The organism is Serratia sp. PL7 (assembly GCF_945957435.1).
Window position 1 is genome coordinate 1,465,004 of the sequence record NZ_CAMFLB010000001.1, and the last position, 23,030, is coordinate 1,488,033.

A 23,030-nucleotide genomic window follows, 5' to 3' on the forward strand; every position below is an offset into this window, starting at 1 on the left:
ATAAAAAAAAGCCGGGCGCTTTCGCCGCCCGGCTTTCCTCTTTCTGCTCCGCCTTAGGGCACGTCATACCCCAGCGCCGCCTTGCGAATGCGGAACCACTGCTGGCGGTTCAACACCAGTTTCTGCGCCTTCAGCGCCGAGCGCACCCGCTCAATCTTGCCGGAGCCGATAATCGGCAGCGGCGAAGACGGCAGGCGCATCACCCAGGCGTACACCACCTGCTCGATGGTCTCGGCGCCGATCTCTTGCGCCACTCGCTGCAGCTCGTCGCGCAGCGGCTGGAACTCAGCATCGTTGAACAAGCGGCCGCCGCCCAGGCAGGACCAGGCCATCGGCTTGATGCGCAGCTGCTGGCACTGGTCGAGCGTGCCGTCCAGGATCGCCGGTTGGTGAATCGGCGAGATCTCCACCTGATTGGTGACCAGCGAGAACGGCAGGCGCGACTGCAGCAGTTGGAACTGCGCAGGCGTAAAGTTGGAGACGCCAAAATGGCGCACCTTGCCGCTTTTGTGCAGCGCGACAAAGGCTTCGGCCACGTCGTCAGCGTCCATCAACGGATCCGGGCGGTGGATCAGCAACAGGTCCAGGTAGTCGGTATGCAGATGGCGCAGCGACTGTTCCGCGCTCTGTACGATATGATCGCGGTCGGTGATGTAGTGGCCGATCGGGTTGCCGGGCTTGGCGGTGGTGGCGATGCCGCACTTGGTCACCAATTCCAGCGACTGGCGCAGCGCCGGCTTCAGGCGCAGCGCATCGCCGAACGCCTGTTCGCAGGCATAGCCACCGTAGATATCGGCGTGATCGGCGGTGGTGACGCCCAGTTCGACATGCTGTTCGATGAACGTCAGCAGCTGCTGCGGCGACATGCCCCACTCCATCAACCGCCAGTAACCGCAAATCATGCGGGAAAATTCAGGCCCCTGCGGCGCGAGACGAATACGTTCTACCATTGCGAAAACCTCATGACATTAGTTGTCAGTCAGCATACACAAGCCGGTGAGGCACAGGGAAGCGGTAAGCCACACGAACGTGCGGCAGATCAGGAAAGGTTAAAACAGCGACGGCTGCTCCGGCAGCGGCTCGTCGGGCGCTTTATTGGCACGTTGCAGCCGCAGGAAGCGTTGACGGCACAGGCGCAGCACCTCGCGCTTTTGCGCGTCGCTCATGTTCATCCAGCCGAAACGCTCCTCGCGGCTGCGTAGGCAGCCACGGCAGAATCCGCGATCGTCAGCCTGGCAAATGCCGCGACACGGGCTGGGAATGTCGAAAAACTCAAGCTGCTGCGCCACGGGGCTCCTCCTGCGTTCTCTTGCTAATTGAAGACGCCATCGCCGCCGCTGGCAAGTCCCTTTTCGCCATTGCGGCGAAAATAGTCGCGCAAATAGCGCAGCGCCTGGCGGCTTTTCTCCGGCATAGTGCGTTCGAGCGTCAGCGCGTTCAGCCGCAGCGGCGCCGGCCGCCACTCCGGCAACAGCAGCAACAGCTCGCCGCGCTGCAGCTCATCGCCAATTTCATACAGCGGCTGAACGGAAATGCCCAGCCCGGCACGGGTAAAGGCGCGCATTACGTTCATGCTCTCACTGACGATCTGCCCTTCCGCCAGCCGCAGCTTAACCTGCTGGCCGGACTGATGCAGCAAGTCCAGATGGGCCCCGCTGTAGCCGCTGGAGATCCAGCGGTGCTGCACCAAATCCTGCGGTTTTTCCGGCACCCCATGCTGGCTGAGATAACGCGGCGCGGCGCACAGCACCATCGGCCACGCCGTCAGCGGATGCGCGATCATATTGGCGTCCGCCAGTTGACGGTTGGCCCGCAGCGCGATGTCGACCCGCTGCTCTATCATATCGACGATGCGATCGTCCGCCAGCACCCGCAGCGTGAGCTTGGGATGCGCCTGCAACAGCGGCGATAACGCCTCCGCCAGCGAGCGACCGCCGATGCCGACCGGGGTGGCGATGCGCAGCTCGCCCACCAGCGTATCCCGCAGCTCCGCCAGCCGCTGCTCCGCCTGCTGCGCCTGTTGCAGCATCGCCTCGCAGCCGGGGTAGAACGCCGCCCCCGCCTCGGTCAGCGCCAGACGGCGGGTGGAGCGGTGCAGCAGCGGCACCCCGAGCGCCTTCTCCAGCGAGCGCATGTGCTGGCTGACTGCCGATGGCGTCATGCCCAGCCGCCGCGCCGCGCCGGCCAGCGATCCCTCCGCCACCACGGTGGCGAATATCGCCATTCGATTGAGTTTATCCACGATTATGAAGTTTTACTTAATCAAGAAAGCATGAATATGGCACTAATCACGGCTATTGTTAAGGACTAGAGTAGACACCACACAGCAGGCACATCGGCCTGCCTTACGATACTGAACCTATCCCCGAAGGAGCATACAGATGAAAGTAGCCATTATTGGAGCAACCGGTTTTGTTGGCCGCCGCGTGGTGGATGAAGCGCTGGCTCGCGGTATTCAGGTAACGGCAATCGCCCGCCAGAAAAAAGATTTGCCGGAGCACGCCAATCTGACCATCGCACTGGGCGACGTCGCCGACACCGCCTGGCTGGCGGGGCAGTTGCACGGTCAGGATGCGGTGATCAGCGCCTACAATCCCGGCTGGGGCGAAGACAACCTGTATGAGAAGACTACACGCGGCGCCCAGCAGATCCTTACCGCTGTCGGGCAGGCAGGCGTCAAGCGCCTGTTGGTGGTGGGCGGCGCAGGCAGCCTGGAAGTGGCGCCGGGCGTTGAACTGGTGGATACGCCGCAGTTCCCGGAAAATATCCGCCCCGGCGCGCAGGCGGTGCGCGATCTGCGCAATAAACTGCGCAACGAATCAGCACTCGACTGGACCTATCTCTCGCCGGCCGCCCTGCTGGAGCCGGGCAAACGCACCGGCCAGTTCCGCCTCGGCACCACGCAACTGCTGATGAACGGCGACGCGCCGGCCAGCATTTCGGTGGAAGATCTGGCGGTCGCTATCATTGATGAGATTGAAAAACCTCAGTTTATTCGCGCGCAATTCACCGCCGCCTACTAAACTGCCCCACCGCCAGGCCATAAGGCCTGGCGGTTTTCACGTATTCTCCGTCGCCAGTATTCTGAATTTCTAAGGTTTTCTTAAGTTTCATCCGGTAGATTTCACGACATTATCTACTTTCAGGATCCCGACATTGGCAATGTGGTTACGTCAACGCTTACAGTGCAACAGCCTCGGTTTTACCCTCGCCACCGCCCTGTTCTTCACTCTATTTCAAAACGCGTTATTCCTGCATCGCGCCTGGTCGTATATCACCTTCGATAGCGTCCACAGCGTGATTTTCGCGGCGAGCATGCCGGTGGTGATCTTTTGTGCGCTGAATATTATCTTCAGCGTGTTGACCGTGCCCTACCTGCGTAAGCCGTTGATCATCTTTTTCTTGCTCGGCAGCGCCGCAGCCAACTATTTCATGTTCAGCTATGGTGTGGTGATCGACGGCAACATGATGCAAAACGCCTTCGAAACCAACCCGCAGGAGGCGACCGCGCTGCTGACGCCGCGCATGGGATTGTGGCTGGCGCTGCTCGGCATTCTGCCGGCGGTAGCGGTCTGCTTCACCCAAATTCGCCAGACTCGCCCCTGGTGGTACATGGTCGGGCTGCGCGCCGCTAACGTCATGCTGTCGTTGGTGGTGATCCTGATCGTCGCCGCGCTGTTCTACAAAGACTACGCTTCACTGATCCGCAACAATAAAAGCGTGGTGAAGATGTTGACGCCTTCCAACTTCGTGGCCGGCACCATCAAGTTTACCGAACAACGTTACTTCACCCGCAATCTGCCGCTGGTCAAGATCGGTGAAGACGCGCGTAAAGGGCCGCTGATCGCCAAGCAGACCAAGAAAACGCTGGTGATCCTGGTGGTGGGCGAAACCGCCCGCGCCGAAAACTTCTCCCTCGGAGGTTACGGGCGCGAAACCAACCCGCGCCTGAAGCAGGACGACGTGGTCTACTTCAAGAACGCCAGTTCCTGCGGCACCGAAACGGCGATCTCCGTCCCCTGCATGTTCTCCAACATGCCCCGCAAGGAGTACGACGCGACTCAGGCAACGCATCAAGAAGGCATGCTCGACGTGCTGGCGCATGCCGGCGTCAATGTGCTGTGGCGCGATAATGACGGCGGCTGCAAAGGTGCCTGCGACCGGGTGCCGCACGTGGACATGACCAAGCTGAAACTGCCGCAGGACTGTGACGGTGAGGTTTGCATGGACAACGTGCTGCTGTACAAGCTGAACGACTACATCAATAGCCTGAAAGACGACGGCGTGATCGTGCTGCACCAGATGGGCAGCCACGGCCCGGCTTACTACCGCCGCAGCACACCAGAATTCCAGACGTTTTCGCCAACCTGCAACAGCAATCAGATCCAGGATTGCAGCCATGAACAGCTGGTGAACACCTACGACAACTCAATCCTGTATACCGACGCAATGCTCGATGCCACCATCAAGCTGCTGCGGCAGTATGACGAGCGGTTCAATACCGCACTGGTCTATTTATCCGATCACGGCGAATCGCTGGGGGAAAACGGCATGTATCTGCACGGCACGCCTTATGTCTTCGCGCCGAGTCAGCAAACGCACGTGCCTTTCCTGATGTGGATGTCTGCCGACTATCAGCGCAATTTCGGCATTGATCGCCAGTGCCTGAACACGCTGGCGGAAAAGGACGACGTGTCGCAGGACAACCTGTTCCACACCCTGTTGGGCATGCTGAACGTACAGACCCGCGAATATCAATCCCAGTTGGATATCCTGCAGCGTTGCCGCAACGCGGCGTAGCGCTTAACTTCCGCGTGCCGCTGGGGCACAATAGTTTGCAGACAACCGGCGTTTTGTGCGCCGGTTTTTTTATTCCCATTGACCTAGACCAATCGGTCTATTATGCTCGGCGCCATGATGACCAAATCAACGCATTGCAACGTGGATACACGTGAACATCTGCTCGCCACCGGCGAAACCCTCAGCCTGCGCCTGGGCTTTACCGGCATGGGGCTGAGCGAACTGCTGGCTACCGCGGGCGTGCCGAAAGGCTCGTTCTACCACTATTTTCGCTCGAAGGAAGCCTTCGGCGAAGCGATGCTGCAACGCTATTTCACGCATTATGACGCACAGATGCAGGCGCTGTTTGCCGACAGACGCGGCGATGCCCGCCACCAGCTGCTCGGCTATTACGCCCAGGCTATCAGCTATCACTGCCGCAGCGAATGCCATAACGCCTGCCTGGCGGTGAAGCTTTCCGCCGAGGTGAGCGATCTGTCGGAACCGATGCGCCATGCGCTGGAAACGGGCACCGCTCGCGTGATCGGCCACTTGCAGGAGGCCATCGAGCGCGGTATCGCAGAGGGCTCGCTGTCGGTGGCCATGAGCCCCGCGGCGACCGCAGAAACGCTGTATTCACTGTGGCTCGGCGCCTCGTTGCGCGCCAAGATCCGTCACTCGCTGGCGCCGTTAACCAGCGCGCTGGAAAGCATCGAGTTGCTGCTGCGCCCGCCGCAGCCGTAACACCACCGTCTTTTTTCGTGAAAATGCAGTTCGTGTTTTTTTATCGCCCATCACTAGACGACCGGTCTATTAAATACAGGATGCACTATGAAAACTGAAAAATTGCTCTCTCCGCTGAAGGTTGGCGCCGTCACCCTGCCCAACCGCGTGTTTATGGCTCCGCTGACGCGTCTGCGCAGCATCGAACCGGGCGATATTCCTACGCCACTGATGGCGGAATATTATGCGCAGCGCGCCAGCGCCGGCCTGATCGTGACCGAAGCGACGCAGATCTCCTTCCAGGCGAAAGGCTACGCCGGTGCGCCAGGCCTGCATACCCCGGAACAGATCGCCGCGTGGAAACACATCACGCAGGCGGTACACGACAAAAACGGCCACATCGCCGTACAGCTGTGGCATGTAGGCCGCATCTCCCACGCCAGCCTGCAGCCGGGCGGGCAAGCGCCGGTCGCGCCTTCGGCAATCAACGCCGACACCCGCACCACCGTGCGTGATGAAACCGGCGCCTGGGTACGCGTACCGACCTCTACGCCGCGCGCGCTGGAAACCAGCGAGATCCCGGGCATCGTTAACGATTTCCGCCAGGCGACCGCCAACGCGCGTGACGCCGGCTTCGACTTCATCGAACTGCATGCGGCCCACGGCTATCTGCTGCACCAGTTCATGTCACCGGCTTCCAACCAACGTACCGATCAATACGGTGGCAGCATTGAGAACCGCACCCGCCTGACGCTGGAAGTGGTCGATGCCACCATTGCCGAATGGGGTTCCGAGCACATCGGTATTCGTATCTCGCCGCTGGGGCCGTTCAATGGGCTGGACAACGGTGAAGATCAGGAAGAAGCGGCGCTGTATTTGGTGGAAGAGCTGAATAAGCGCAACATCGCTTACCTGCACATCTCCGAACCGGACTGGGCCGGTGGCAAGCCGTATTCCGACGCCTTCCGCGACTCGGTGCGCGCCCACTTTAAAGGGGTGATCGTCGGCGCTGGCGCCTACACCGCCGAAAAAGCCGAAGCGTTAATCGAAAAAGGCTTCATCGACGCGGTGGCCTTCGGCCGCAGCTATATCGCCAACCCGGATCTGGTCGAGCGTTTCCGTCAGCACGCCCCGCTGAACGAACCTAAGCCAGAAACCTTCTACGGCGGCGGTGCCGAAGGCTATACCGACTATCCGTTTCTGGCGAAGTAACCCGTCCTGACCCCAACGGCCACGCAATCGCATGGCCGTTTTTTTATGCGTCGCGCGCAAAAAGGCCCGCACGAGGCGGGCCGGTGTTCCCTGGTGTTGATCTTTATTGCCGTTCGATTTTTACACGATCGCCGCTGGAATAGATAATTGATTGTGCAGATCAATTACTCTGTATCGATCGGTACGCTCGATCAATATTTAGACACCCGAGACGCGAGACCATGAAGTGACATTGTCACCAACTCGTTACGTTGAATTCCCTTGCGGGACAAGGCTATACTCGCTTGTGCTTCAATCCACCCGCCGTCTGCCACGGCACAGTCAATTCAGAGGAATTATGCGCTTACTCCATACCATGATCCGCGTCGGTGACCTGCAACGTGCCATCGACTTTTACACCAAGGTATTAGGCATGCGTCTGCTGCGCACCAGCGAAAACCCGGAGTACAAATACTCCCTGGCTTTCGTCGGCTATACGGAAGAGAGCGAAGGCGCGGTTATCGAACTGACCTATAACTGGGGCACCGACAGCTACGACATGGGCACCGCCTTCGGCCACCTGGCGTTGGGTGTAGACGACGTTGCCGCCACCTGCGACAGCATCCGTCGCGCAGGCGGCAAGGTCACCCGCGAAGCCGGCCCGGTGAAAGGCGGCACCACGGTGATCGCCTTCGTCGAAGATCCGGACGGCTACAAAATTGAGCTGATCGAAAACAAACACGCCGGTCAGGGCCTCGGCCATTAAGCCACCCCTTCAGGGCGCGCTGGCGCCCTGCTGATTCTCCGCGCGATAGCGCCTGCAACCGGGCGCAAAATTTGCCATAATGCGCGCTGCATTCGATGAAGATAAGAAACTGATGGCCGAAAAAAGTGATCTTAACGCCCTGAGTGGTCGTTTTCGTGGGTTTTATCCCGTAGTAATAGATGTTGAAACCGCCGGCTTCAACGCCAATACCGATGCGTTGCTGGAGATCGCCGCCGTGACGCTGAAAATGGATGAAGATGGCTGGCTGCAGCAGGACGAGACTCTGCACTTCCACGTGGAGCCTTTCGAGGGCGCCAACCTGCAGCCGGAAGCGCTGGCGTTTAACGGCATCGATCCGCACAACCCGTTGCGCGGCGCGGTCAGCGAATACGACGCGCTGCACGCCATTTTCAAAGCGGTGCGCAAAGGGCTCAAGGACCGCGGGTGCAACCGGGCCATTATCGTGGCGCACAACGCCAACTTCGATCACAGCTTCCTGATGGCCGCGGCCGAACGTGCCGGCCTGAAGCGCAATCCGTTCCATCCGTTCGCCACCTTCGACACCGCTGCGCTGAGCGGCCTGGTGCTGGGCCAAACGGTGTTGGCGAAAGCCTGCATCGCCGCCGGTATGCCGTTCGACAGCAGCCAGGCGCACTCTGCGCTGTACGACACCGAGCAAACCGCCCTGCTGTTTTGCGAGCTGGTTAACCGCTGGAAACGTCTCGGCGGCTGGCCGCTGCCCGCCGGCGATCTCGCTGAATAAGCCCAACAAAAAAGGCGGCCCAGTTTGCACTGGCGCCGCCCGTTACGCGATAACCACAAGCCTGTCGATTAAGACTGCTGGTCTTCCTGCGCTTTATACTTTTCTGCCGTTTCTTTGATCAGCTGCTGCAGTTCGCCGCGCTGATACATTTCGATGATGATATCGCAACCGCCGACCAGCTCACCGTCTACCCACAGCTGCGGGAACGTCGGCCAGTTGGCGTATTTTGGCAATTCGGCGCGGATGTCCGGGTTTTGCAGAATATCCACGTAGGCGAAACGCTCGCCGCAGGCGGACAGCGCTTGCACTGCCTGCGCGGAGAAGCCACAGCTCGGCAGCTTTGGCGAACCTTTCATGTACAGCAGAATCGGGTTTTCAGCGATCTGGTGCTGAATTTTTTCAAGTGTCGTCGTCATTTATTGCTTCCTCAAGCCACATTTCATGGCTACAACATGCATCACGCGGGCTATTGTAGCGGCTGGAACAGTCGCAAGAAAACGCCATCTTTTGCAAGGATATTCGCCCGCCGCCGATCGCGTTTCACCGGCCACGTCATTCCGGTCAAAACATACGTTGAGAATAACATTTTTAATCCGACCATTTCACTAATATATTGCGCCGCGATGACGGCGCGACTTAATTACATCCGCCACCGCCGACTGGCGCTTTTTTATACACCAACAGGCTGATTTTGAAACAAAAAAAATGTCATTAACGTTTTCTCACAATATGGATTATTATTTATGAGTTCTTCGCTGTTTTATATGGCGAAATTCGGGAATACTGTAACTCTTTCGATATCCGCTTCGGGGCCAAGGTTGGTGACGTCGACATGCGTTTAATTCTTACGCTCTTTGCGCTGCTGTTTACGCAGCTCTTCTTCAATTTGGCGCACGCTGCGCCACAGGCGCGTGTTGCCGCCGAGCAGCGTAAAAGCCATGCTAATGAAGCGCGGCCCGATGACCGCAGAAAAAAGAAAGCGGACAAAGCCGCTAAAAAAGCCAAAGTGACGGCCCCCGCGAAAAAAACCAAGACCGCCAAGGCGAAAAGCGAGAAAAGCGCGAAAAAGATCGCCAGCGCAAAACCCAAGGCCAAAGCGCAGAAAACTGCCAAGATTAAAGTCACCCCGCCGAAGAAGGGCTATAAAAAAGGCTATGGTCGCCACCGCGAAGCCGGTATGGCCACCGCTAAACTGGTGCGTGACGAGAAGCCGTTAAAACTTAGCCCGGCGCACAAAAAACGCTACCAACACGCCAAGCAGACCGCGATGGCCAAGCTGATGGATCAGATGGGCAAGCCTTATCGCTGGGGCGGCAGTTCGCCGCGCACCGGCTTCGACTGCAGCGGCCTTATCTATTACGCCTATAAAGACGTGGTGAAAATCAAAATGCCGCGCACCGCCAACGAGATGTATCACCTGCGCGACGCGGCGCCGATCAAGAAAAGCGAACTGGAAAGCGGCGATCTGGTGTTCTTCCGCATCAACAACCGCGGCGTGGCGGACCATGTTGGCGTCTACCTCGGCAACGGCAAATTCATCCAGTCACCGCGCACCGGTGAAGAGATCCGCATCAGCCAGCTCGACAACGACTATTGGCAGAACCACTACATCGGCGCACGCCGCGTAGTAACGCCGAAAACTATCCGTTAATTCCCTGCTCTGTGCGGTTGCGGCCCCGGTCGCAACCGCCTGCTCAAGCTATCGCCCATCGCACCTCCCCACGCGCATTTCTCGCTTTTCTTCCTGTTTTTTATGATGAAAATTGTTAAGATTGAATGACCACAATAAAAAACGGCCCATATGACTCTCGCCCGGCGAGAGGCGAATGGCGCTGTAAAGGAGGAAGCAATGTCGTTTGAATTACCTGCATTACCGTATGAGAAAAACGCGCTCGAGCCGCACATCTCCGCCGAGACCCTGGAATACCACTACGGCAAGCACCACAACACCTACGTGGTTAACCTGAACAACCTGGTGAAAGGCAGCGAGTTCGAGGGCAAATCGCTCGAAGAGATCATCAAGACCTCTAACGGCGGCGTCTTCAACAACGCCGCGCAGGTGTGGAACCACACCTTCTACTGGCACTGCCTGTCACCACAGGGCGGCGGTGAACCGCAGGGCGAACTGGCGGCAGCGATCGTCAAATCCTTCGGCTCTTTCGCTGCGTTCAAAGAGCAGTTCACCGATGCCGCAGTGAAAAACTTCGGTGCCGGCTGGACCTGGCTGGTGAAAAAACCGGACGGCGCGCTGGCGATCGTCAACACCTCCAACGCGGCCACCCCGCTGACCGGTGAAGACAAACCGCTGCTGACCGTTGACGTGTGGGAACATGCGTATTACATCGATTACCGCAATGCGCGTCCAAAATACCTGGAAAACTTCTGGGCGTTGGTCAACTGGACCTTCGCAGCGGAAAACCTGGCGTAAGCGCAGGTTCTGAGGTGATGAGGCGCAGCCTGGCTGCGCCTTTTTTATAACCGGGGGTAAATCAGTTCAACGCGGCAACGAAGCTGAAAGCGATAATGACCGCCAGCGCGCAGACGGTAGTGAACAGCGACATCTTCAATTCGGTATCCATGACAACTCCTTTAAAATGGGCTTTCCTAAGGATAAAAGGCGCACAATTAGTACGTCAAATCATTTTCCCACAGTTCGCCGATAAAATCTTGTTATCATTTCCCGGTTTATAATCTCGATTACCTCTTCCACTTTTGTTCAATATGCGACAAAATTCGCAGTTCACAACTGCGTACCGGCATTCATGCCCCTCCTGATTAAGCGCTGAAGACTTCAACACACTAAAAACTCAGTTTTCGCTTCTCTGGAGAAGGATCTACGTAGGCAAACGATTAACATCACACTTACATGCTGTAAACATGTGAGTTCAGGAGTCATTCCTTACATGGCAACGATTAAAGATGTGGCCAAACGCGCGGGCGTTTCCACCACCACCGTTTCGCACGTCATCAATAAGACTCGTTTCGTCGCCGAAGAGACCAAAGCGGCCGTGTGGGCCGCCATTAAAGAGCTGCACTACTCGCCGAGCGCCGTGGCGCGCAGCCTGAAAGTCAATCACACCAAGTCGATCGGCCTGCTGGCCACCTCGAGCGAAGCCCCCTACTTTGCCGAAGTGATCGAGGCGGTGGAAAACAGCTGCTACAGCAAAGGCTACACCCTGATCCTGTGCAACTCGCACAATAATCTCGACAAGCAGCGCGCCTACCTGGCGATGCTGGCGCAAAAGCGCGTCGACGGCCTGCTGGTCATGTGCTCCGAGTATCCGGATCAGCTGCTGGGCATGCTGGAAGACTACCGTAACATCCCGATGGTGGTGATGGACTGGGGCGCCGCGCGCGGCGACTTCACCGATACCATCATCGATAACGCGTTCGAAGGCGGCTATCTGGCCGGCCGTTACCTGATCGAGCGCGGCCACCGCGATATCGGCGCCATTCCCGGCCAACTGTCACGCAACACCGGCGGTGGCCGTCACCAGGGCTTTATGAAGGCGCTGCAGGAAGCGAATATCGACATTCGCGAAGAGTGGATCGTCCAGGGTGACTTCGAGCCGGAGTCCGGCTATAAGGCGATGCACCAAATCCTGTCGCAAAAACAGCGACCGACCGCGGTATTCTGCGGCGGTGATATCATGGCGATGGGGGCCATCTGCGCCGCCGACGAGCTGGGCCTGCGCGTGCCGCAGGATATTTCCGTGATCGGCTACGACAATGTGCGCAACGCCCGCTACTTCACCCCGGCGCTGACCACCATTCACCAGCCGAAAGAGCGCCTGGGCGAAATGGCCTTCACCATGCTGCTAGATCGCATCATCAGCAAGCGCGAAGAGTCGCAGGTGATCGAAGTGCATCCGAAGCTGATCGAACGCCGCTCGGTCGCCGACGGCCCGTTCATCGACTACCGCCGCTAATCCCCCGCGCCGGAAGCCTGCGCAGCTTCCGGCTCCACCTCACTCAGCCACTCCTGATTCAACGTCTCTCCATCACCCAGATACGCCAGCAGCCAGCTCATCGCCGGTGACGGTTTATCCTGCTGCCAGGTCAGGCAGCACGGGCTGGCGGGAAACGGCTGCTGCAGCTGCAACGCCTTCAACTCACCGCGCTGCACCCGCGGCAGCGCCAGATGCGCCGGCATCATACCGACGCACAGCCCGGCGCACAGACAGTCGAACGCCGAGGTCCAGTCCGGCACCACCAGCCGCCGCTGGTTATCCAGCGTCCAAGTGACACGCTTGGGCAGATTGCGCGAAGTGTCCTCCAGACAAAGCGCAGGGTACGGCCTAAGCCGATCGTCATTCAACGCCCCTGCCAATTGCGCCAGCGGGTGCTGCGGGCTGACCACGCACAGCCAGTTCATATCCCCCATGTCGCGAAAGGCGAAGCCGCCGCCGACCGGCACCGCGCGGGTGGCGCCAATCGCCATATCCGCCCTGCCGTCCACCAACGCATCCCACACGCCGTTAAACACCTCGGGTTGCAACATCAGTTCAACGTCGGGGAAATGGCGGTAGAAATCCAGCACCAGTTGGCGGCTGCGCTGCGGTTTGACGATGATGTCCACGGCGATATTCAGCTGACCGCGCCACCCGTTAGCCACCTGCTGACAATGGCGGCGTGTGTCGAGCATTTTTTTGATAACAGCTCGCGCATCCTTGATAAATAACGCGCCGGCCGGCGTTAGCTCCACATCACGGTGACGCCGCTCAAACAGCGGCACCGCCAGCCATTGTTCCAACTGCCGCACGGTGTAGCTCACCGCCGACGGCACCCGGTGCAGCTCCTGCGCCGCCGCGCTGAAACTGCCGGTGCGCGCCACCGCGTCAACCACTTCAAGAGAATATTCAGACCACATCGCTTTGCCTTCAATTTTTTTAACAGCACTTTGCAAATATTACCGTTTCACAAGCAGAGATCCAGCCGGATACACTGGCCGGCGCTAAAAACCTGCGACACTAAAATATTAACGAGAAATACCATGCGAAACTCCTTTGGTTTTATGTTCTATCTCGCCGGCCTGAGCATGCTGGGTTATCTGGCGACCGATATGTACCTGCCCGCCTTTGGCGCCATGCGGGAGGAACTGCAAATTTCCGCCGGCGCGGTCAGCGCCAGCCTGAGCATATTTCTGGCCGGCTTCGCCTTCGCGCAGCTGCTGTGGGGGCCGCTCTCCGACCGGCTGGGCCGCAAACCGGTATTATTGATTGGCCTGACGCTGTTCGCGTTCGGCTGCCTGGGCATGCTGTGGGTGGAAAATGCCGTGCAGCTCTGGATACTGCGCTTTATTCAGGCCGTCGGCGTCTGTTCCGCCGCCGCCATCTGGCAAGCGCTGGTGGTCGACCGCTATCGCGAAGGCCAGGCCAATCGCGTATTCGCCACCATCATGCCGCTGGTCGCGCTGTCGCCGGCGCTGGCGCCGCTGCTTGGCGCCTGGCTGCTTAACCACGCCAGCTGGCGTGCGATCTTCGCCGTGTTGCTGGCTATCACCGCCCTGCTGCTGCTGCCGACGTTGCTGCTCAAAGATCGCGCCAAAACTCAACCCGCCGCCGATGCGCCAAAAAGCAGCGTCAGTTTTTGGCAATTATTGAAATCCCCGGTGTTCAGCGGCAACGTCGCCATGTACGCCGCCTGCTCGGCCGGCTTCTTTGCCTGGTTGACCGGCTCGCCGTTCATCCTTGGTGATATGGGCTATGGCCCGAGCGACATTGGTCTGAGCTATGTGCCGCAGACGCTGGCTTTCCTGCTGGGGGGCTATGGCTGCCGCGCCGCGCTCAAACGCATCAATGGCAAAACCCTGCTGCCGTGGCTGCTGGTAGCTTATGGTGTCAGCATGGTGGCGCTGTATCTGGTGGCGACCGTAACCACTCCGACGCTCACCACGCTGCTGATCCCGTTCTGCGTGATGGCGCTGGTCAACGGCGCGGGCTACCCGATCATGGTGGCGAATGCGCTGATGCCGTTCCCGGAAAGCAGCGGCAAAGCCGCCGCGCTGCAAAATACGCTGCAGTTGGGGCTGTGTTTTGTGGCGAGCATGCTGGTGTCGGCGTTTATTGCCCAGCCGCTGCTGGCGACGGTGACGGTGATGGTGTCTACGGTGATCCTCGCCACGCTGGGCTATTTCCTCCAGCGGGGAAAAGCGGGCGATGCGCAGCAAAAGACGCAGCGGAAACATGCTAACTCAGCGTCATAATTGCCAAGCTTAATAATCACTTAAAGAATATGCGCGCCGAGTGCGATTTACAGTTGAGTCAACGCCTCGGCACGCCTATACTCAAAAACAACTTTATAAAGTAACACCTTATAATCTCTATATCTCAATTAGCTCTTGTGTACGCGTCTTGCGTCACACTCTTTTTTAAAGAGGCGTTTATCCTGCGCCATTTGCGTCGGGTCGTTTCTTTAAATTTCCTCTGTTCATAGTCGGATATCAGACGCCGCGGGCTTATTTCCCGTCGGTATACGTATGCACCCGCAGAAATTGTCTAAGCTGTTTCCTAACGGGTCATCAGTCAGAAGAAGGTGATGGAGAAGCTATGAGTTCATCGTGTATAGAAGATCTGAGCATCCAGGATAACCAGTGGTATCGCATCGCGCACGAAATGCTCGGTCTGGCCGGTATCGAAATCAATGGATCGCGCCCTTTCGATATTCAGGTTAAAAATCCCGAATTCTTTAAACGCGTTTTGCAACAAGGGTCACTGGGCCTCGGCGAAAGTTATATGGACGGTTGGTGGGAGTGCGAACGGCTGGATATATTCTTCCAGCGCGTGGTCAGCGCCGGGCTGGAGAAGAAACTTCCCCACCACCTGAAAGATACCCTGCGGATCGCCGCCGCGCGCCTGACCAACCTGCAATCGAAAAAGCGCGCCTGGATCGTCGGCAAAGAACATTACGATCTTGGCAACGATCTGTTTACCCTGATGCTCGATCCTTACATGCAGTATTCCTGCGGCTACTGGAAAGACGCCACCACGCTGGAGGAAGCGCAGGAAGCGAAGCTGCGGATGATCTGCGAAAAACTGCAGCTGCAGCCAGGCATGCGCTTACTGGACATCGGCTGCGGCTGGGGCGGCCTCTCTGCCTATGCGGCGAAGCATTACGGCGTGTCGGTGGTCGGCGTGACCATTTCCGCCGAACAACAGAAGCTGGCCCAGGCTCGCTGCGCCGGGCTGGATGTGCAGATCCTGCTGCAGGATTATCGCGATCTTCATCAGCAGTTTGATCGCATTGTCTCGGTCGGCATGTTCGAGCACGTCGGGCCGAAAAACTACCGCACCTATTTCAATGTGGTAGAACGCAATTTAGCGCCGCACGGCCTGTTCCTGCTGCACACCATCGGTTCCAACAAAACCGACATGAACGTCGATCCGTGGATCAACAAATATATCTTCCCGAACGGCTGCCTGCCTTCAGTGAGCCATATCGCCGAAGCCAGCGAAGGCCATTTCGTGATGGAAGACTGGCACAACATCGGCGCCGACTACGATCGCACGCTGATGGCCTGGTTCGAGCGCTTCAAACAGGCGTGGCCGCAGCTTGCCCCGCGCTACTCCGAACGCTTCGAGCGGATGTTCAGCTATTACCTGAACGCCTGCGCCGGCGCGTTCCGGGCGCGCGATCTGCAACTGTGGCAGGTGGTATTCAGCCCGAAAGGCGTTGAAGGCGGCATCCGCGTCGCCCGCTAAGCCACTTGCCCGACAAAAAAGGCCCCGGTAGTCACATCGCCGGGGCCTTTTTTGCTCGTTCGAAGCGTACGGCTTAGCCGCAGTAAACGCGGATGATTTTATCGTCGCTGTCGCCAAGGAAGTTCAGGCGGCGCAGGTTGAAATCCATGGTGACGGCAGAGTTGTACGGAATGGCTCGCACCTTGGCGTCGATCCGTACGCCTTCCAGCGAGGTCATCGGTTTGCCGACGAAGTTTTGATACTGTGATGCGCCACAGGTATCGTCCGCATCGGCCATTTGCGCGCCCGCGCCCTGCTCAGGCGAACTGCTGCAGGCGCTCAGCGCCAGCAACGCGGTTAACAACAACGTTTTCCCATAAAACTTCACGCGTTTCTCCTCTCTGCTTATGATTCGATTCCGGCGGCAACGCCCGAATCGCTGTCAGTCTTTGTGCGCCGGCGCCACCGCCGCCGCCAGCGTCGCTTCCCGGTTGGCCAGCACGCGCTCGACGGTGTCCACCACCGCCTGCGTTTGCGGATCGATCTCGATGTTCACCTTGTCGCCGAGGCGTTTTTTACCCAGCGTGGTGCGATCCAGCGTTTCCGGGATCAGGTGCACGCAGAAACGGTTATTCACCACTTCGCCGATGGTCAGGCTAATGCCGTCGATGCCGATGAAACCTTTGTGCAGCACATATTTCATCAATTCCGCATCCGGCATGCGCAGCCATACCTGGCGGTTATTTTCCGAGGTATAAATCTTGGCCACCTCCGCCGTGCAGATAATATGGCCGGACATCAAATGGCCGCCAATTTCATCATTGAACTTCGCCGCGCGCTCGATATTGACGATGTCGCCCAGCGCCAGATCGCCGAGGTTGGTCAGGCGCAACGTTTCTTTGATCAAATCGAAGCTGACGCGGTTGCCTTCCACCGCGGTGACGGTCAGGCAGCAGCCGTTATGGGCCACCGACGCGCCCAGCTCCAGCCCCGGCAGCAGCTCGGTAGGCATTTCGATCACGTGGGTGCGGAAATTGGGTTTCTCATCAATGGCGACCAGCGGCGCGGTGCCTTGTACGATACCGGTGAACATATGTGCCTCTTCTTGCTAAATAGGTTAAAACGCTACCGGCAGTTTGCCCCAGTTGGCGCTGAAAACCAAATCCGCGACGGTAAAAAAGGAATGGCTGCGCATTTAATAACTATTTATCTGCGGCGTTTGCTTAACGACGCCGAGCAGGTACAATCTTTTTGACAAAATTCCGCTATTTTAATTGTTGTCCTCTCGCGGCAGCCCTCCCTCCCACATATATAAATAGAAAAGGTGTATGCGTGCAGAAGTACTTAATTGAAGCGCGTAGTTTATTGGCTCTCGCTATCCCGGTCATTATCGCGCAAATATCGCAAACCGCTATGGGCGTGGTGGATACCATCATGGCCGGCGCTTACAGCGCCACCGACATGGCGGCGGTGGCGGTCGGCACCTCAATCTGGCTGCCGGCCATCCTGTTCGGCCACGGTCTGCTGCTGGCGTTGACCCCGGTTATCGCTCAGCTCAACGGTGCCGGCCGCCGCGATCGTATCGGCCATCAGGTGCGCCAGGGTTTTTGGCTGGCCTCCGGCGTCTCCGTACTGCTGATCGTCGTGCTGTATAACTGCAAGTTCGTCATCGACATGATGCACAACATCGATCCGCAGCTGGCGGATAAAGCCGTCGGCTACCTGCACGCCATCATGTGGGGGGCGCCGGGCTACCTGTTCTTCCAGGTGATGCGCAACCAGTGCGAGGGGTTGTCTAAAACCAAGCCCGGCATGGTGATCGGCTTCCTCGGCCTGCTGGTGAATATCCCGATCAACTACATCTTCATCTACGGCAAGTTCGGCATGCCGGAACTCGGCGGCGTCGGCTGCGGCGTCGCCACCGGCAGCGTCTACTGGATCATGTTCCTGATGATGCGCTGGTACGTGAAGCGCGCGCCGTCGCAGCGCGACATCAAACGCCAGGCCGGCGATCTCGGCGGCCCGGACTGGGCAGCGCTGAAGCGCCTGATCGGCATCGGCATGCCGGTGGCGCTGGCGCTGTTCTTCGAAGTCACGCTGTTCGCCGTGGTGGCGTTGCTGGTTTCGCCGCTCGGGATCGTCGCGGTCGCCGGCCACCAGATCGCGCTTAACTTCAGCGCGCTGATGTTCGTGCTGCCGCTGTCGCTGGGCGTCGGCGCCACCATCCGCGTCGGTTATCGTCTGGGGGAAGGCTCGGTCGAAGGCGCGCGCGTCGCCGCCTATTCCGCCATCGGCGTCGGCATCACCATGGCCGTCTGCACCGCGCTGTTTACCGCCACCTTGCGCGAACCGATCGCCCTGCTGTACAACGACAGCCCGGCGGTGGTGGCTATGGCCTCGCAGCTGATGCTGTTGGCGGCGCTGTACCAAATTTCGGACTCGATCCAGGTGATCGGCAGCGGCGTGCTACGTGGTTATAAAGACACCCGAGCGATCTTCTTCATCACCTTTATCGCTTATTGGGTATTGGGCCTGCCGAGCGGCTATCTGCTGGCGTTAACCGACGTGGTGGTGCCGGCAATGGGGCCAAGCGGCTTCTGGATCGGCTTTATCATTGGCCTGACCTTCGCCGCCATCATGATGGCGCTGCGTATGCGCTGGCTGCAGAAACAGCCGACCGCCGTCATCCTGCAGCGATCCACGCGCTGAATTCGCTCCCGGCCGGTTTCATCCCCGGCCGGGCTGCGGTTTGCGGAAAAAAACGCCGGACTGCGCACAACCTCAGCAATCGCGTGAAATACCGAATAAAATTGCGCTTTTCCCCTTGCCAGCGCGCAGGTAGCTCGTTAATATTCGTCCCCGCTGTCAGCCATGACAGACAGGAAAAGATGCGTCCGTAGCTCAGTTGGTTAGAGCACCACCTTGACATGGTGGGGGTCGGTGGTTCGAGTCCACTCGGACGCACCAAATTCCAGAAGCAGTACAGTGCGTCCGTAGCTCAGTTGGTTAGAGCACCACCTTGACATGGTGGGGGTCGGTGGTTCGAGTCCACTCGGACGCACCAAATTCCAGAAGCAGTGCAGTGCGTCCGTAGCTCAGTTGGTTAGAGCACCACCTTGACATGGTGGGGGTCGGTGGTTCGAGTCCACTCGGACGCACCATATTGCTGATTTATCTCTCCCCCTATCGCGTTATACTTCCCGTTGTTTCGTCTCTGCTCGACCGCTCGATTTCTCATGTCGATTGCGCCGAACTACCGCCATCCACCATCAGGAACGCCACATGACCACCTTCACCGCCAAAACCGCCTTTTTACCGCTCGACAATGGCCTTGCCCGCCGTGAAGGGGTGATGAGCGACGGTTCGCCGGCGGCGGAAGTGCGTTTCGAGGCCGGCGCCTTTGGCCAACTGCAAAAGCCCCCGCATGCGCTGCAAACCCGGGTGATATCGGGTGAATTCGAGTTCACCCTCGGCGGCGATACGCGGACAGTACGGGCCGGCGAGAGCCTAATCCTGCCGGCCAACGTCGCCAGCGGCTGCTTCTGCCTGAGCGCCGGCGTGCTGCTGGAAATCCCGCAAACGCGCTAAGCCGTATTTACAGCAAGGTTATTTGCGCAACAAGCTGTACGCAACGCGTTGCATTTGCGCCACATTTGCCCCCGTTTTGACATATCCGCCACACCGCTGCGGTTTTTTATTTTGTTTCCCGCCGCTTAGCCTTTATAATGCGCAACGTCTATCAGTTGAATGGTTTCAGCCCTTGATCTGCGAAAACGCAATAACAACACGATTTCATCTCACCCCGTTGCGCAGCATCTCCGCGCCCCCGCGCGGGCTGAATTTTTCCGCCCCACTTCAACTGTCGTCACCTATCCTTAACTATGTTTTTCACCACCAGGCACGGCTCAAATTCCCTATCGGCGTAAATAGCGCCGGTCAAATTCGTTTTTTTATCCATCACAACTTGTAGAAAACTCCGCCATGAAAAAGACCAAAATTGTTTGTACCATCGGTCCAAAAACCGAATCGGAAGAAATGCTGACCAACCTGCTCAATGCGGGCATGAACGTGATGCGTCTCAACTTCTCTCACGGCGACTATGAAGAGCACGGCAACCGCATCAAGAACATGCGCGCCGTGATGGCGAAAACCGGTATCAACGCCGGCATCCTGCTGGATACCAAAGGCCCGGAAATTCGCACCATGAAATTGGAAGGCGGTAAAGACGCCTCGCTGGTCGCCGGCCAAACCTTCACCTTCACCACCGACCAGAGTGTGATCGGCAACAGCGATCGCGTAGCGGTCACCTATGCCGGCTTCGCCGCCGACCTGAAGATCGGTAACACCGTGCTGGTTGACGACGGCCTGATCGGCATGGAAGTCACCAACGTGACCGAGAACGAAGTCGTTTGTAAGGTGCTGAACAACGGCGATCTGGGCGAGAACAAAGGCGTCAACCTGCCGGGCGTGTCCATCCAGCTGCCTGCGCTGGCCGAAAAAGACAAACGCGACCTGATCTTCGGCTGCGAGCAAGGCGTCGACTTCGTGGCGGCGTCCTTCATCCGTAAACGTTCCGACGTGCTGGAGATCCGCGAGCACCTGAAAGCGCACGGCGGCGAGCAGATCCAGATCATCTCCAAGATCGAGAACCAGGAAGGCCTGAACAACTTCGACGAAATCCTCGAAGCGTCCGACGGCATCATGGTTGCCCGCGGCGATCTGGGCGTGGAGATCCCGGTCGAAGAAGTGATCTTCGCCCAGAAGATGATGATCGAAAAATGCAACCGTGCGCGAAAAGTGGTGATCACCGCCACCCAGATGCTCGATTCCATGATCAAAAACCCGCGCCCTACCCGTGCGGAAGCCGGCGACGTTGCCAACGCCATCCTGGACGGTACCGATGCTGTCATGCTGTCCGGCGAGAGCGCCAAGGGCAAATATCCGCTGGAAGCGGTCAACATCATGGCGACCATCTGCGAGCGCACCGATCGCGTGATGCCAAGCCGCATCGACTCCCTGAACGATCGCCGCAAGCTGCGCATCACCGAAGCGGTGTGCCGTGGCGCGGTTGAAACCGCCGAGAAACTGGACGCGCCGCTGATCGTCGTCGCCACCAGCGGCGGCAAGTCAGCGAAATCCGTGCGTAAATACTTCCCGAACGCGGTGATCCTGGCGCTGACCACCAATGAGACTACCGCGCATCAGCTGGTGCTGAGCAAAGGCGTCATCCCGCAGATGGTCAAGGAAATCGCTTCTACCGACGACTTCTACCGCATCGGTAAAGAAGCCGCGCTGGCCAGCGGCCTGGCGCAAAAAGGCGACGTCGTGGTGATGGTTTCCGGCGCGCTGGTGCCGAGCGGCACCACCAACACTGCCTCGGTACACGTGCTGTAATATAAAACGTGACATAATTGCCTTGATCAAAACGCCGCTTTGCGGCGTTTTTTTTATCAGCAGTAACCTATTTTTCTCAAAACGCAACCGCGGACCGCTCATTATTTAGCTAATAAAGAATCGGAGTAGTCCCATGGAAGCCGGCTGTTTTCCCTCGTTTTTTTAACTAATTTGTAAAACCAGATGCAAGTTTGAGCGAACGATCAAAATAAAGCACCTCAACACTAAAAAATTATTCTCTTTCGAAAAAAGTTTGTGTAATACTTGTAACGCTACATGGAGATTAACTCAATCTAGAGGGTGTTATAATGAATCGTACTAAACTGGTACTGGGCGCGGTAATCCTGGGTTCCACTCTGCTGGCTGGCTGCTCTAGCAACGCTAAAATCGATCAACTGTCTTCTGACGTTCAGACTCTGAACGCTAAAGTTGATCAGCTGAGCAACGACGTGAACGCAATGCGTTCTGACGTTCAAGCTGCTAAAGACGACGCAGCACGCGCTAACCAGCGTCTGGACAACCAAGCTCACGCTTACAAAAAGTAAGATAGCTTTGGTTATTGAAAACGGCGCACATTGTGCGCCGTTTTTTTTCGCCTGTATCCTGGACTGATTTTTCCTGCATAGCGGGCAAAAAAAGAGGTTCAGCACGCTGAACCCCTCTTCGACCGCTCAATCTTGCAAACTTAGTTCACCGAACTGATTGGCGCTGCCTTGAATGGGCTCTTATTCGCCGCAGGCGCCGCTGCAGGCGTTAAACTCACCTCAGACGGACTCTCCCCTACGTTGACCAGCACCGGCATGCCAGAACGGCGTACAACCGCGCTATCGAACACGGCGCGATCGGTCTGACCATCCGCAGCAAAGGCTTTCTCCGCTTTAGACAACGCGATCGGCATGGTCTGCGGATCGTCGCTTTCTACCCGCGACAGCGGCTGGTGCACTTCCACATAGCGTTTGCCGTCCGGCTCAACCGAAATCTTCACCGGATCGTTGATCACCTGCACCCGTGTACCACGCGGCACCTGATTGAACAGCGCTTCGATGTCCGTCGGACGCAGGCGAATGCAGCCGGAGCTGACACGCATGCCGATACCGAAGTTGGCGTTGGTGCCGTGGATCAGGTATTCACCGCGCCCCATCGCCAGACGCAGGGCGAACAGCCCCATCGGGTTCTCAGGCCCGGCCGGCACCACTGCAGGCAGCGTCACGCCCTGGGACTGATAGCGCTTGCGGATGTTGGCGGTGGGCGTCCAGGTCGGGTTAGGGATCTTCTGGCTGATGGAGGTCACTTCCAGCGGCGTGTGCATCCCGGTCTGGCCGATGCCGATCGGATAGACGATCACTTTGTTCTCGCCTTTCGGGTAGTAGTAAAGACGCAGCTCGGCCAGATTGACGATAATCCCTTCACGCTTAGTGTCAGGCAGCAGCATTTGGGTCGGAATGGTCAGTACCGTGCCTGGCTTGGGCAGGAACGGGTCGGTGCCAGGGTTGGCTTCCAGCATGCCCAGCAGGCCAATCTTGTAGTCGGCGGCGATCGCCTCCAGCGGACGGCCGTCGTTTGGTACGGTATAAGTGGTGTTTTCACCGATCAGACGGCTGTCTGGCGGCGGCAGCGGGTACTCGGTCGCACTGGCGGCCTGCGTGCCGGCCAGTACGGTGGCGAAGACCATGCCCATTAAACTCAACGCACGTTTCATTATCATCCCTATATTTTTTATGACGGTTCGCCCCCA

The 23,030-nt window shown here is 58.1% G+C and carries 24 protein-coding genes and 3 tRNA genes; 18 read left to right on the forward strand and 9 right to left on the reverse strand.

Annotated elements, in window-relative coordinates; translation table 11 throughout:
* Window positions 1-53: 53 nt before the first annotated feature.
* The 3 genes from N6G83_RS06805 to N6G83_RS06815 form a co-directional block, all read right to left on the reverse strand.
* Window positions 54-950 carry an aldo/keto reductase family oxidoreductase gene (locus tag N6G83_RS06805; protein WP_025302663.1) on the reverse strand — a complete coding sequence of 299 codons (897 nt, stop codon included), beginning with the start codon at window positions 948-950 and terminating at the stop codon, window positions 54-56.
* A gap of 99 nt (window positions 951-1,049) precedes the next feature.
* Window positions 1,050-1,289 (reverse strand): DUF1289 domain-containing protein, encoded by a 240-nt coding sequence (locus N6G83_RS06810; protein WP_015377731.1) that lies wholly within the window; start codon window positions 1,287-1,289, stop codon window positions 1,050-1,052.
* Window positions 1,290-1,312: 23 nt separating this feature from the next.
* Window positions 1,313-2,242, reverse strand: a complete 930-nt coding sequence (locus tag N6G83_RS06815; RefSeq protein WP_260514956.1) for a LysR substrate-binding domain-containing protein — start codon at window positions 2,240-2,242, stop codon at window positions 1,313-1,315.
* A gap of 139 nt (window positions 2,243-2,381) precedes the next feature.
* Between N6G83_RS06815 and N6G83_RS06820 the strand changes: the two genes are divergently transcribed.
* From N6G83_RS06820 to rnt, 6 genes are all read left to right on the forward strand, one after another.
* Window positions 2,382-3,023, forward strand: coding sequence for an NAD(P)-dependent oxidoreductase (locus tag N6G83_RS06820; RefSeq protein ID WP_260514957.1), 642 nt, complete (start codon window positions 2,382-2,384; stop codon window positions 3,021-3,023).
* A 139-nt stretch (window positions 3,024-3,162) separates the two neighbouring features.
* On the forward strand, window positions 3,163-4,800 hold the full coding sequence (eptA, locus tag N6G83_RS06825) for a phosphoethanolamine transferase EptA (protein ID WP_197835663.1): 1,638 nt from the start codon (window positions 3,163-3,165) through the stop codon (window positions 4,798-4,800).
* Between the two features lie 102 nt (window positions 4,801-4,902).
* Window positions 4,903-5,523 carry a TetR/AcrR family transcriptional regulator gene (locus N6G83_RS06830; protein ID WP_025302659.1) on the forward strand — a complete coding sequence of 207 codons (621 nt, stop codon included), beginning with the start codon at window positions 4,903-4,905 and terminating at the stop codon, window positions 5,521-5,523.
* 87 nt (window positions 5,524-5,610) lie between these two features.
* Entirely contained in the window at window positions 5,611-6,714 is a 1,104-nt protein-coding gene (locus N6G83_RS06835) for an alkene reductase (RefSeq protein ID WP_025302658.1), read from the forward strand.
* A gap of 337 nt (window positions 6,715-7,051) precedes the next feature.
* Window positions 7,052-7,459 (forward strand): lactoylglutathione lyase, encoded by a 408-nt coding sequence (gloA, locus tag N6G83_RS06840; RefSeq protein ID WP_004931325.1) that lies wholly within the window; start codon window positions 7,052-7,054, stop codon window positions 7,457-7,459.
* Window positions 7,460-7,538: 79 nt separating this feature from the next.
* Window positions 7,539-8,222, forward strand: coding sequence for a ribonuclease T (rnt, locus tag N6G83_RS06845; RefSeq protein ID WP_038874795.1), 684 nt, complete (start codon window positions 7,539-7,541; stop codon window positions 8,220-8,222).
* 68 nt (window positions 8,223-8,290) lie between these two features.
* Here rnt and N6G83_RS06850 read toward each other — a convergent pair whose 3' ends face one another.
* On the reverse strand, window positions 8,291-8,638 hold the full coding sequence (locus N6G83_RS06850; RefSeq protein WP_004931329.1) for a Grx4 family monothiol glutaredoxin: 348 nt from the start codon (window positions 8,636-8,638) through the stop codon (window positions 8,291-8,293).
* 416 nt (window positions 8,639-9,054) lie between these two features.
* On the opposite strand from N6G83_RS06850, the gene N6G83_RS06855 reads away from it, so the two are divergent.
* Both N6G83_RS06855 and sodB read left to right on the forward strand, forming a co-directional pair.
* Complete coding sequence (locus N6G83_RS06855; protein WP_043141154.1) at window positions 9,055-9,873, forward strand: C40 family peptidase; 819 nt, start codon at window positions 9,055-9,057, stop codon at window positions 9,871-9,873.
* Between the two features lie 198 nt (window positions 9,874-10,071).
* Window positions 10,072-10,650: a superoxide dismutase [Fe] gene (sodB, locus tag N6G83_RS06860; RefSeq protein WP_004931333.1), complete on the forward strand. Its 579-nt coding sequence runs from the start codon at window positions 10,072-10,074 to the stop codon at window positions 10,648-10,650.
* A gap of 61 nt (window positions 10,651-10,711) precedes the next feature.
* Here the strand turns inward: sodB and N6G83_RS06865 are convergent, their stop codons facing one another.
* Complete coding sequence (locus N6G83_RS06865) at window positions 10,712-10,801, reverse strand: YnhF family membrane protein (protein WP_019455989.1); 90 nt, start codon at window positions 10,799-10,801, stop codon at window positions 10,712-10,714.
* 324 nt (window positions 10,802-11,125) lie between these two features.
* Between N6G83_RS06865 and purR the strand changes: the two genes are divergently transcribed.
* Window positions 11,126-12,151: an HTH-type transcriptional repressor PurR gene (gene purR, locus N6G83_RS06870; protein ID WP_025302656.1), complete on the forward strand. Its 1,026-nt coding sequence runs from the start codon at window positions 11,126-11,128 to the stop codon at window positions 12,149-12,151.
* On the opposite strand, the gene punR is transcribed toward purR, so the two are convergent.
* Complete coding sequence (gene punR, locus N6G83_RS06875; protein ID WP_025302655.1) at window positions 12,148-13,092, reverse strand: DNA-binding transcriptional activator PunR; 945 nt, start codon at window positions 13,090-13,092, stop codon at window positions 12,148-12,150. The two genes, purR and punR, sit on opposite strands and share 4 nt — an antisense overlap.
* Window positions 13,093-13,215: 123 nt before the next feature.
* Here punR and punC point away from each other — a divergent pair, with 123 nt between their 5' ends.
* Both punC and cfa read left to right on the forward strand, forming a co-directional pair.
* Window positions 13,216-14,427, forward strand: coding sequence for a purine nucleoside transporter PunC (gene punC / locus N6G83_RS06880; RefSeq protein WP_260514959.1), 1,212 nt, complete (start codon window positions 13,216-13,218; stop codon window positions 14,425-14,427).
* Between the two features lie 343 nt (window positions 14,428-14,770).
* Window positions 14,771-15,922, forward strand: coding sequence for a cyclopropane fatty acyl phospholipid synthase (gene cfa, locus N6G83_RS06885; RefSeq protein ID WP_043141148.1), 1,152 nt, complete (start codon window positions 14,771-14,773; stop codon window positions 15,920-15,922).
* Window positions 15,923-15,995: 73 nt separating this feature from the next.
* Here the strand turns inward: cfa and N6G83_RS06890 are convergent, their stop codons facing one another.
* Together N6G83_RS06890 and N6G83_RS06895 are read right to left on the reverse strand one after the other, a co-directional pair.
* A complete protein-coding gene (locus N6G83_RS06890) occupies window positions 15,996-16,289 on the reverse strand; it encodes an I78 family peptidase inhibitor (protein WP_016927929.1) in 294 nt (97 codons plus the stop codon).
* Window positions 16,290-16,343: 54 nt separating this feature from the next.
* Entirely contained in the window at window positions 16,344-16,994 is a 651-nt protein-coding gene (locus N6G83_RS06895) for a riboflavin synthase (protein WP_025302652.1), read from the reverse strand.
* Window positions 16,995-17,233: 239 nt separating this feature from the next.
* Between N6G83_RS06895 and N6G83_RS06900 the strand changes: the two genes are divergently transcribed.
* From N6G83_RS06900 to N6G83_RS06930, 7 genes are all read left to right on the forward strand, one after another.
* Window positions 17,234-18,610, forward strand: a complete 1,377-nt coding sequence (locus N6G83_RS06900; protein ID WP_043141143.1) for an MATE family efflux transporter — start codon at window positions 17,234-17,236, stop codon at window positions 18,608-18,610.
* A gap of 181 nt (window positions 18,611-18,791) precedes the next feature.
* Window positions 18,792-18,868: transfer RNA gene (locus tag N6G83_RS06905), tRNA-Val, on the forward strand.
* Window positions 18,869-18,888: 20 nt separating this feature from the next.
* Window positions 18,889-18,965: transfer RNA gene (locus tag N6G83_RS06910), tRNA-Val, on the forward strand.
* Between the two features lie 20 nt (window positions 18,966-18,985).
* A tRNA-Val gene (locus N6G83_RS06915) sits at window positions 18,986-19,062 on the forward strand.
* Window positions 19,063-19,183: 121 nt separating this feature from the next.
* On the forward strand, window positions 19,184-19,489 hold the full coding sequence (locus N6G83_RS06920) for a cupin (RefSeq protein WP_025302650.1): 306 nt from the start codon (window positions 19,184-19,186) through the stop codon (window positions 19,487-19,489).
* Between the two features lie 393 nt (window positions 19,490-19,882).
* Entirely contained in the window at window positions 19,883-21,295 is a 1,413-nt protein-coding gene (pykF, locus tag N6G83_RS06925; RefSeq protein ID WP_025302649.1) for a pyruvate kinase PykF, read from the forward strand.
* Between the two features lie 308 nt (window positions 21,296-21,603).
* The gene (locus N6G83_RS06930; RefSeq protein WP_004931354.1) at window positions 21,604-21,840 is read left to right on the forward strand and encodes a major outer membrane lipoprotein; all 237 of its coding nucleotides are present in this window, start codon (window positions 21,604-21,606) and stop codon (window positions 21,838-21,840) included.
* 140 nt (window positions 21,841-21,980) lie between these two features.
* Here the strand turns inward: N6G83_RS06930 and N6G83_RS06935 are convergent, their stop codons facing one another.
* On the reverse strand, window positions 21,981-22,994 hold the full coding sequence (locus N6G83_RS06935; RefSeq protein ID WP_025302648.1) for a L,D-transpeptidase family protein: 1,014 nt from the start codon (window positions 22,992-22,994) through the stop codon (window positions 21,981-21,983).
* Between the last annotated feature and the right edge of the window lie 36 nt (window positions 22,995-23,030).

Excerpts from the sequence above, each read along its gene's own strand:
- N6G83_RS06805 (WP_025302663.1), bottom strand. The coding sequence starts at position 950 with ATGGTAGAACGTATTCGTCTCGCGCCGCAGGGGCCTGAATTTTCCCGC.
- N6G83_RS06820 (WP_260514957.1), top strand. The coding sequence starts at position 2,382 with ATGAAAGTAGCCATTATTGGAGCAACCGGTTTTGTTGGCCGCCGCGTG.
- eptA (WP_197835663.1), top strand. The coding sequence starts at position 3,163 with ATGTGGTTACGTCAACGCTTACAGTGCAACAGCCTCGGTTTTACCCTC.
- N6G83_RS06830 (WP_025302659.1), top strand. The coding sequence starts at position 4,903 with ATGCTCGGCGCCATGATGACCAAATCAACGCATTGCAACGTGGATACA.
- N6G83_RS06835 (WP_025302658.1), top strand. The coding sequence starts at position 5,611 with ATGAAAACTGAAAAATTGCTCTCTCCGCTGAAGGTTGGCGCCGTCACC.
- gloA (WP_004931325.1), top strand. The coding sequence starts at position 7,052 with ATGCGCTTACTCCATACCATGATCCGCGTCGGTGACCTGCAACGTGCC.
- rnt (WP_038874795.1), top strand. The coding sequence starts at position 7,539 with ATGCGCGCTGCATTCGATGAAGATAAGAAACTGATGGCCGAAAAAAGT.
- N6G83_RS06850 (WP_004931329.1), bottom strand. The coding sequence starts at position 8,638 with ATGACGACGACACTTGAAAAAATTCAGCACCAGATCGCTGAAAACCCG.
- N6G83_RS06855 (WP_043141154.1), top strand. The coding sequence starts at position 9,055 with ATGCGTTTAATTCTTACGCTCTTTGCGCTGCTGTTTACGCAGCTCTTC.
- sodB (WP_004931333.1), top strand. The coding sequence starts at position 10,072 with ATGTCGTTTGAATTACCTGCATTACCGTATGAGAAAAACGCGCTCGAG.
- N6G83_RS06865 (WP_019455989.1), bottom strand. The coding sequence starts at position 10,801 with ATGGATACCGAATTGAAGATGTCGCTGTTCACTACCGTCTGCGCGCTG.
- purR (WP_025302656.1), top strand. The coding sequence starts at position 11,126 with ATGGCAACGATTAAAGATGTGGCCAAACGCGCGGGCGTTTCCACCACC.
- punR (WP_025302655.1), bottom strand. The coding sequence starts at position 13,092 with ATGTGGTCTGAATATTCTCTTGAAGTGGTTGACGCGGTGGCGCGCACC.
- punC (WP_260514959.1), top strand. The coding sequence starts at position 13,216 with ATGCGAAACTCCTTTGGTTTTATGTTCTATCTCGCCGGCCTGAGCATG.
- cfa (WP_043141148.1), top strand. The coding sequence starts at position 14,771 with ATGAGTTCATCGTGTATAGAAGATCTGAGCATCCAGGATAACCAGTGG.
- N6G83_RS06895 (WP_025302652.1), bottom strand. The coding sequence starts at position 16,994 with ATGTTCACCGGTATCGTACAAGGCACCGCGCCGCTGGTCGCCATTGAT.
- N6G83_RS06920 (WP_025302650.1), top strand. The coding sequence starts at position 19,184 with ATGACCACCTTCACCGCCAAAACCGCCTTTTTACCGCTCGACAATGGC.
- pykF (WP_025302649.1), top strand. The coding sequence starts at position 19,883 with ATGAAAAAGACCAAAATTGTTTGTACCATCGGTCCAAAAACCGAATCG.
- N6G83_RS06930 (WP_004931354.1), top strand. The coding sequence starts at position 21,604 with ATGAATCGTACTAAACTGGTACTGGGCGCGGTAATCCTGGGTTCCACT.
- N6G83_RS06935 (WP_025302648.1), bottom strand. The coding sequence starts at position 22,994 with ATGAAACGTGCGTTGAGTTTAATGGGCATGGTCTTCGCCACCGTACTG.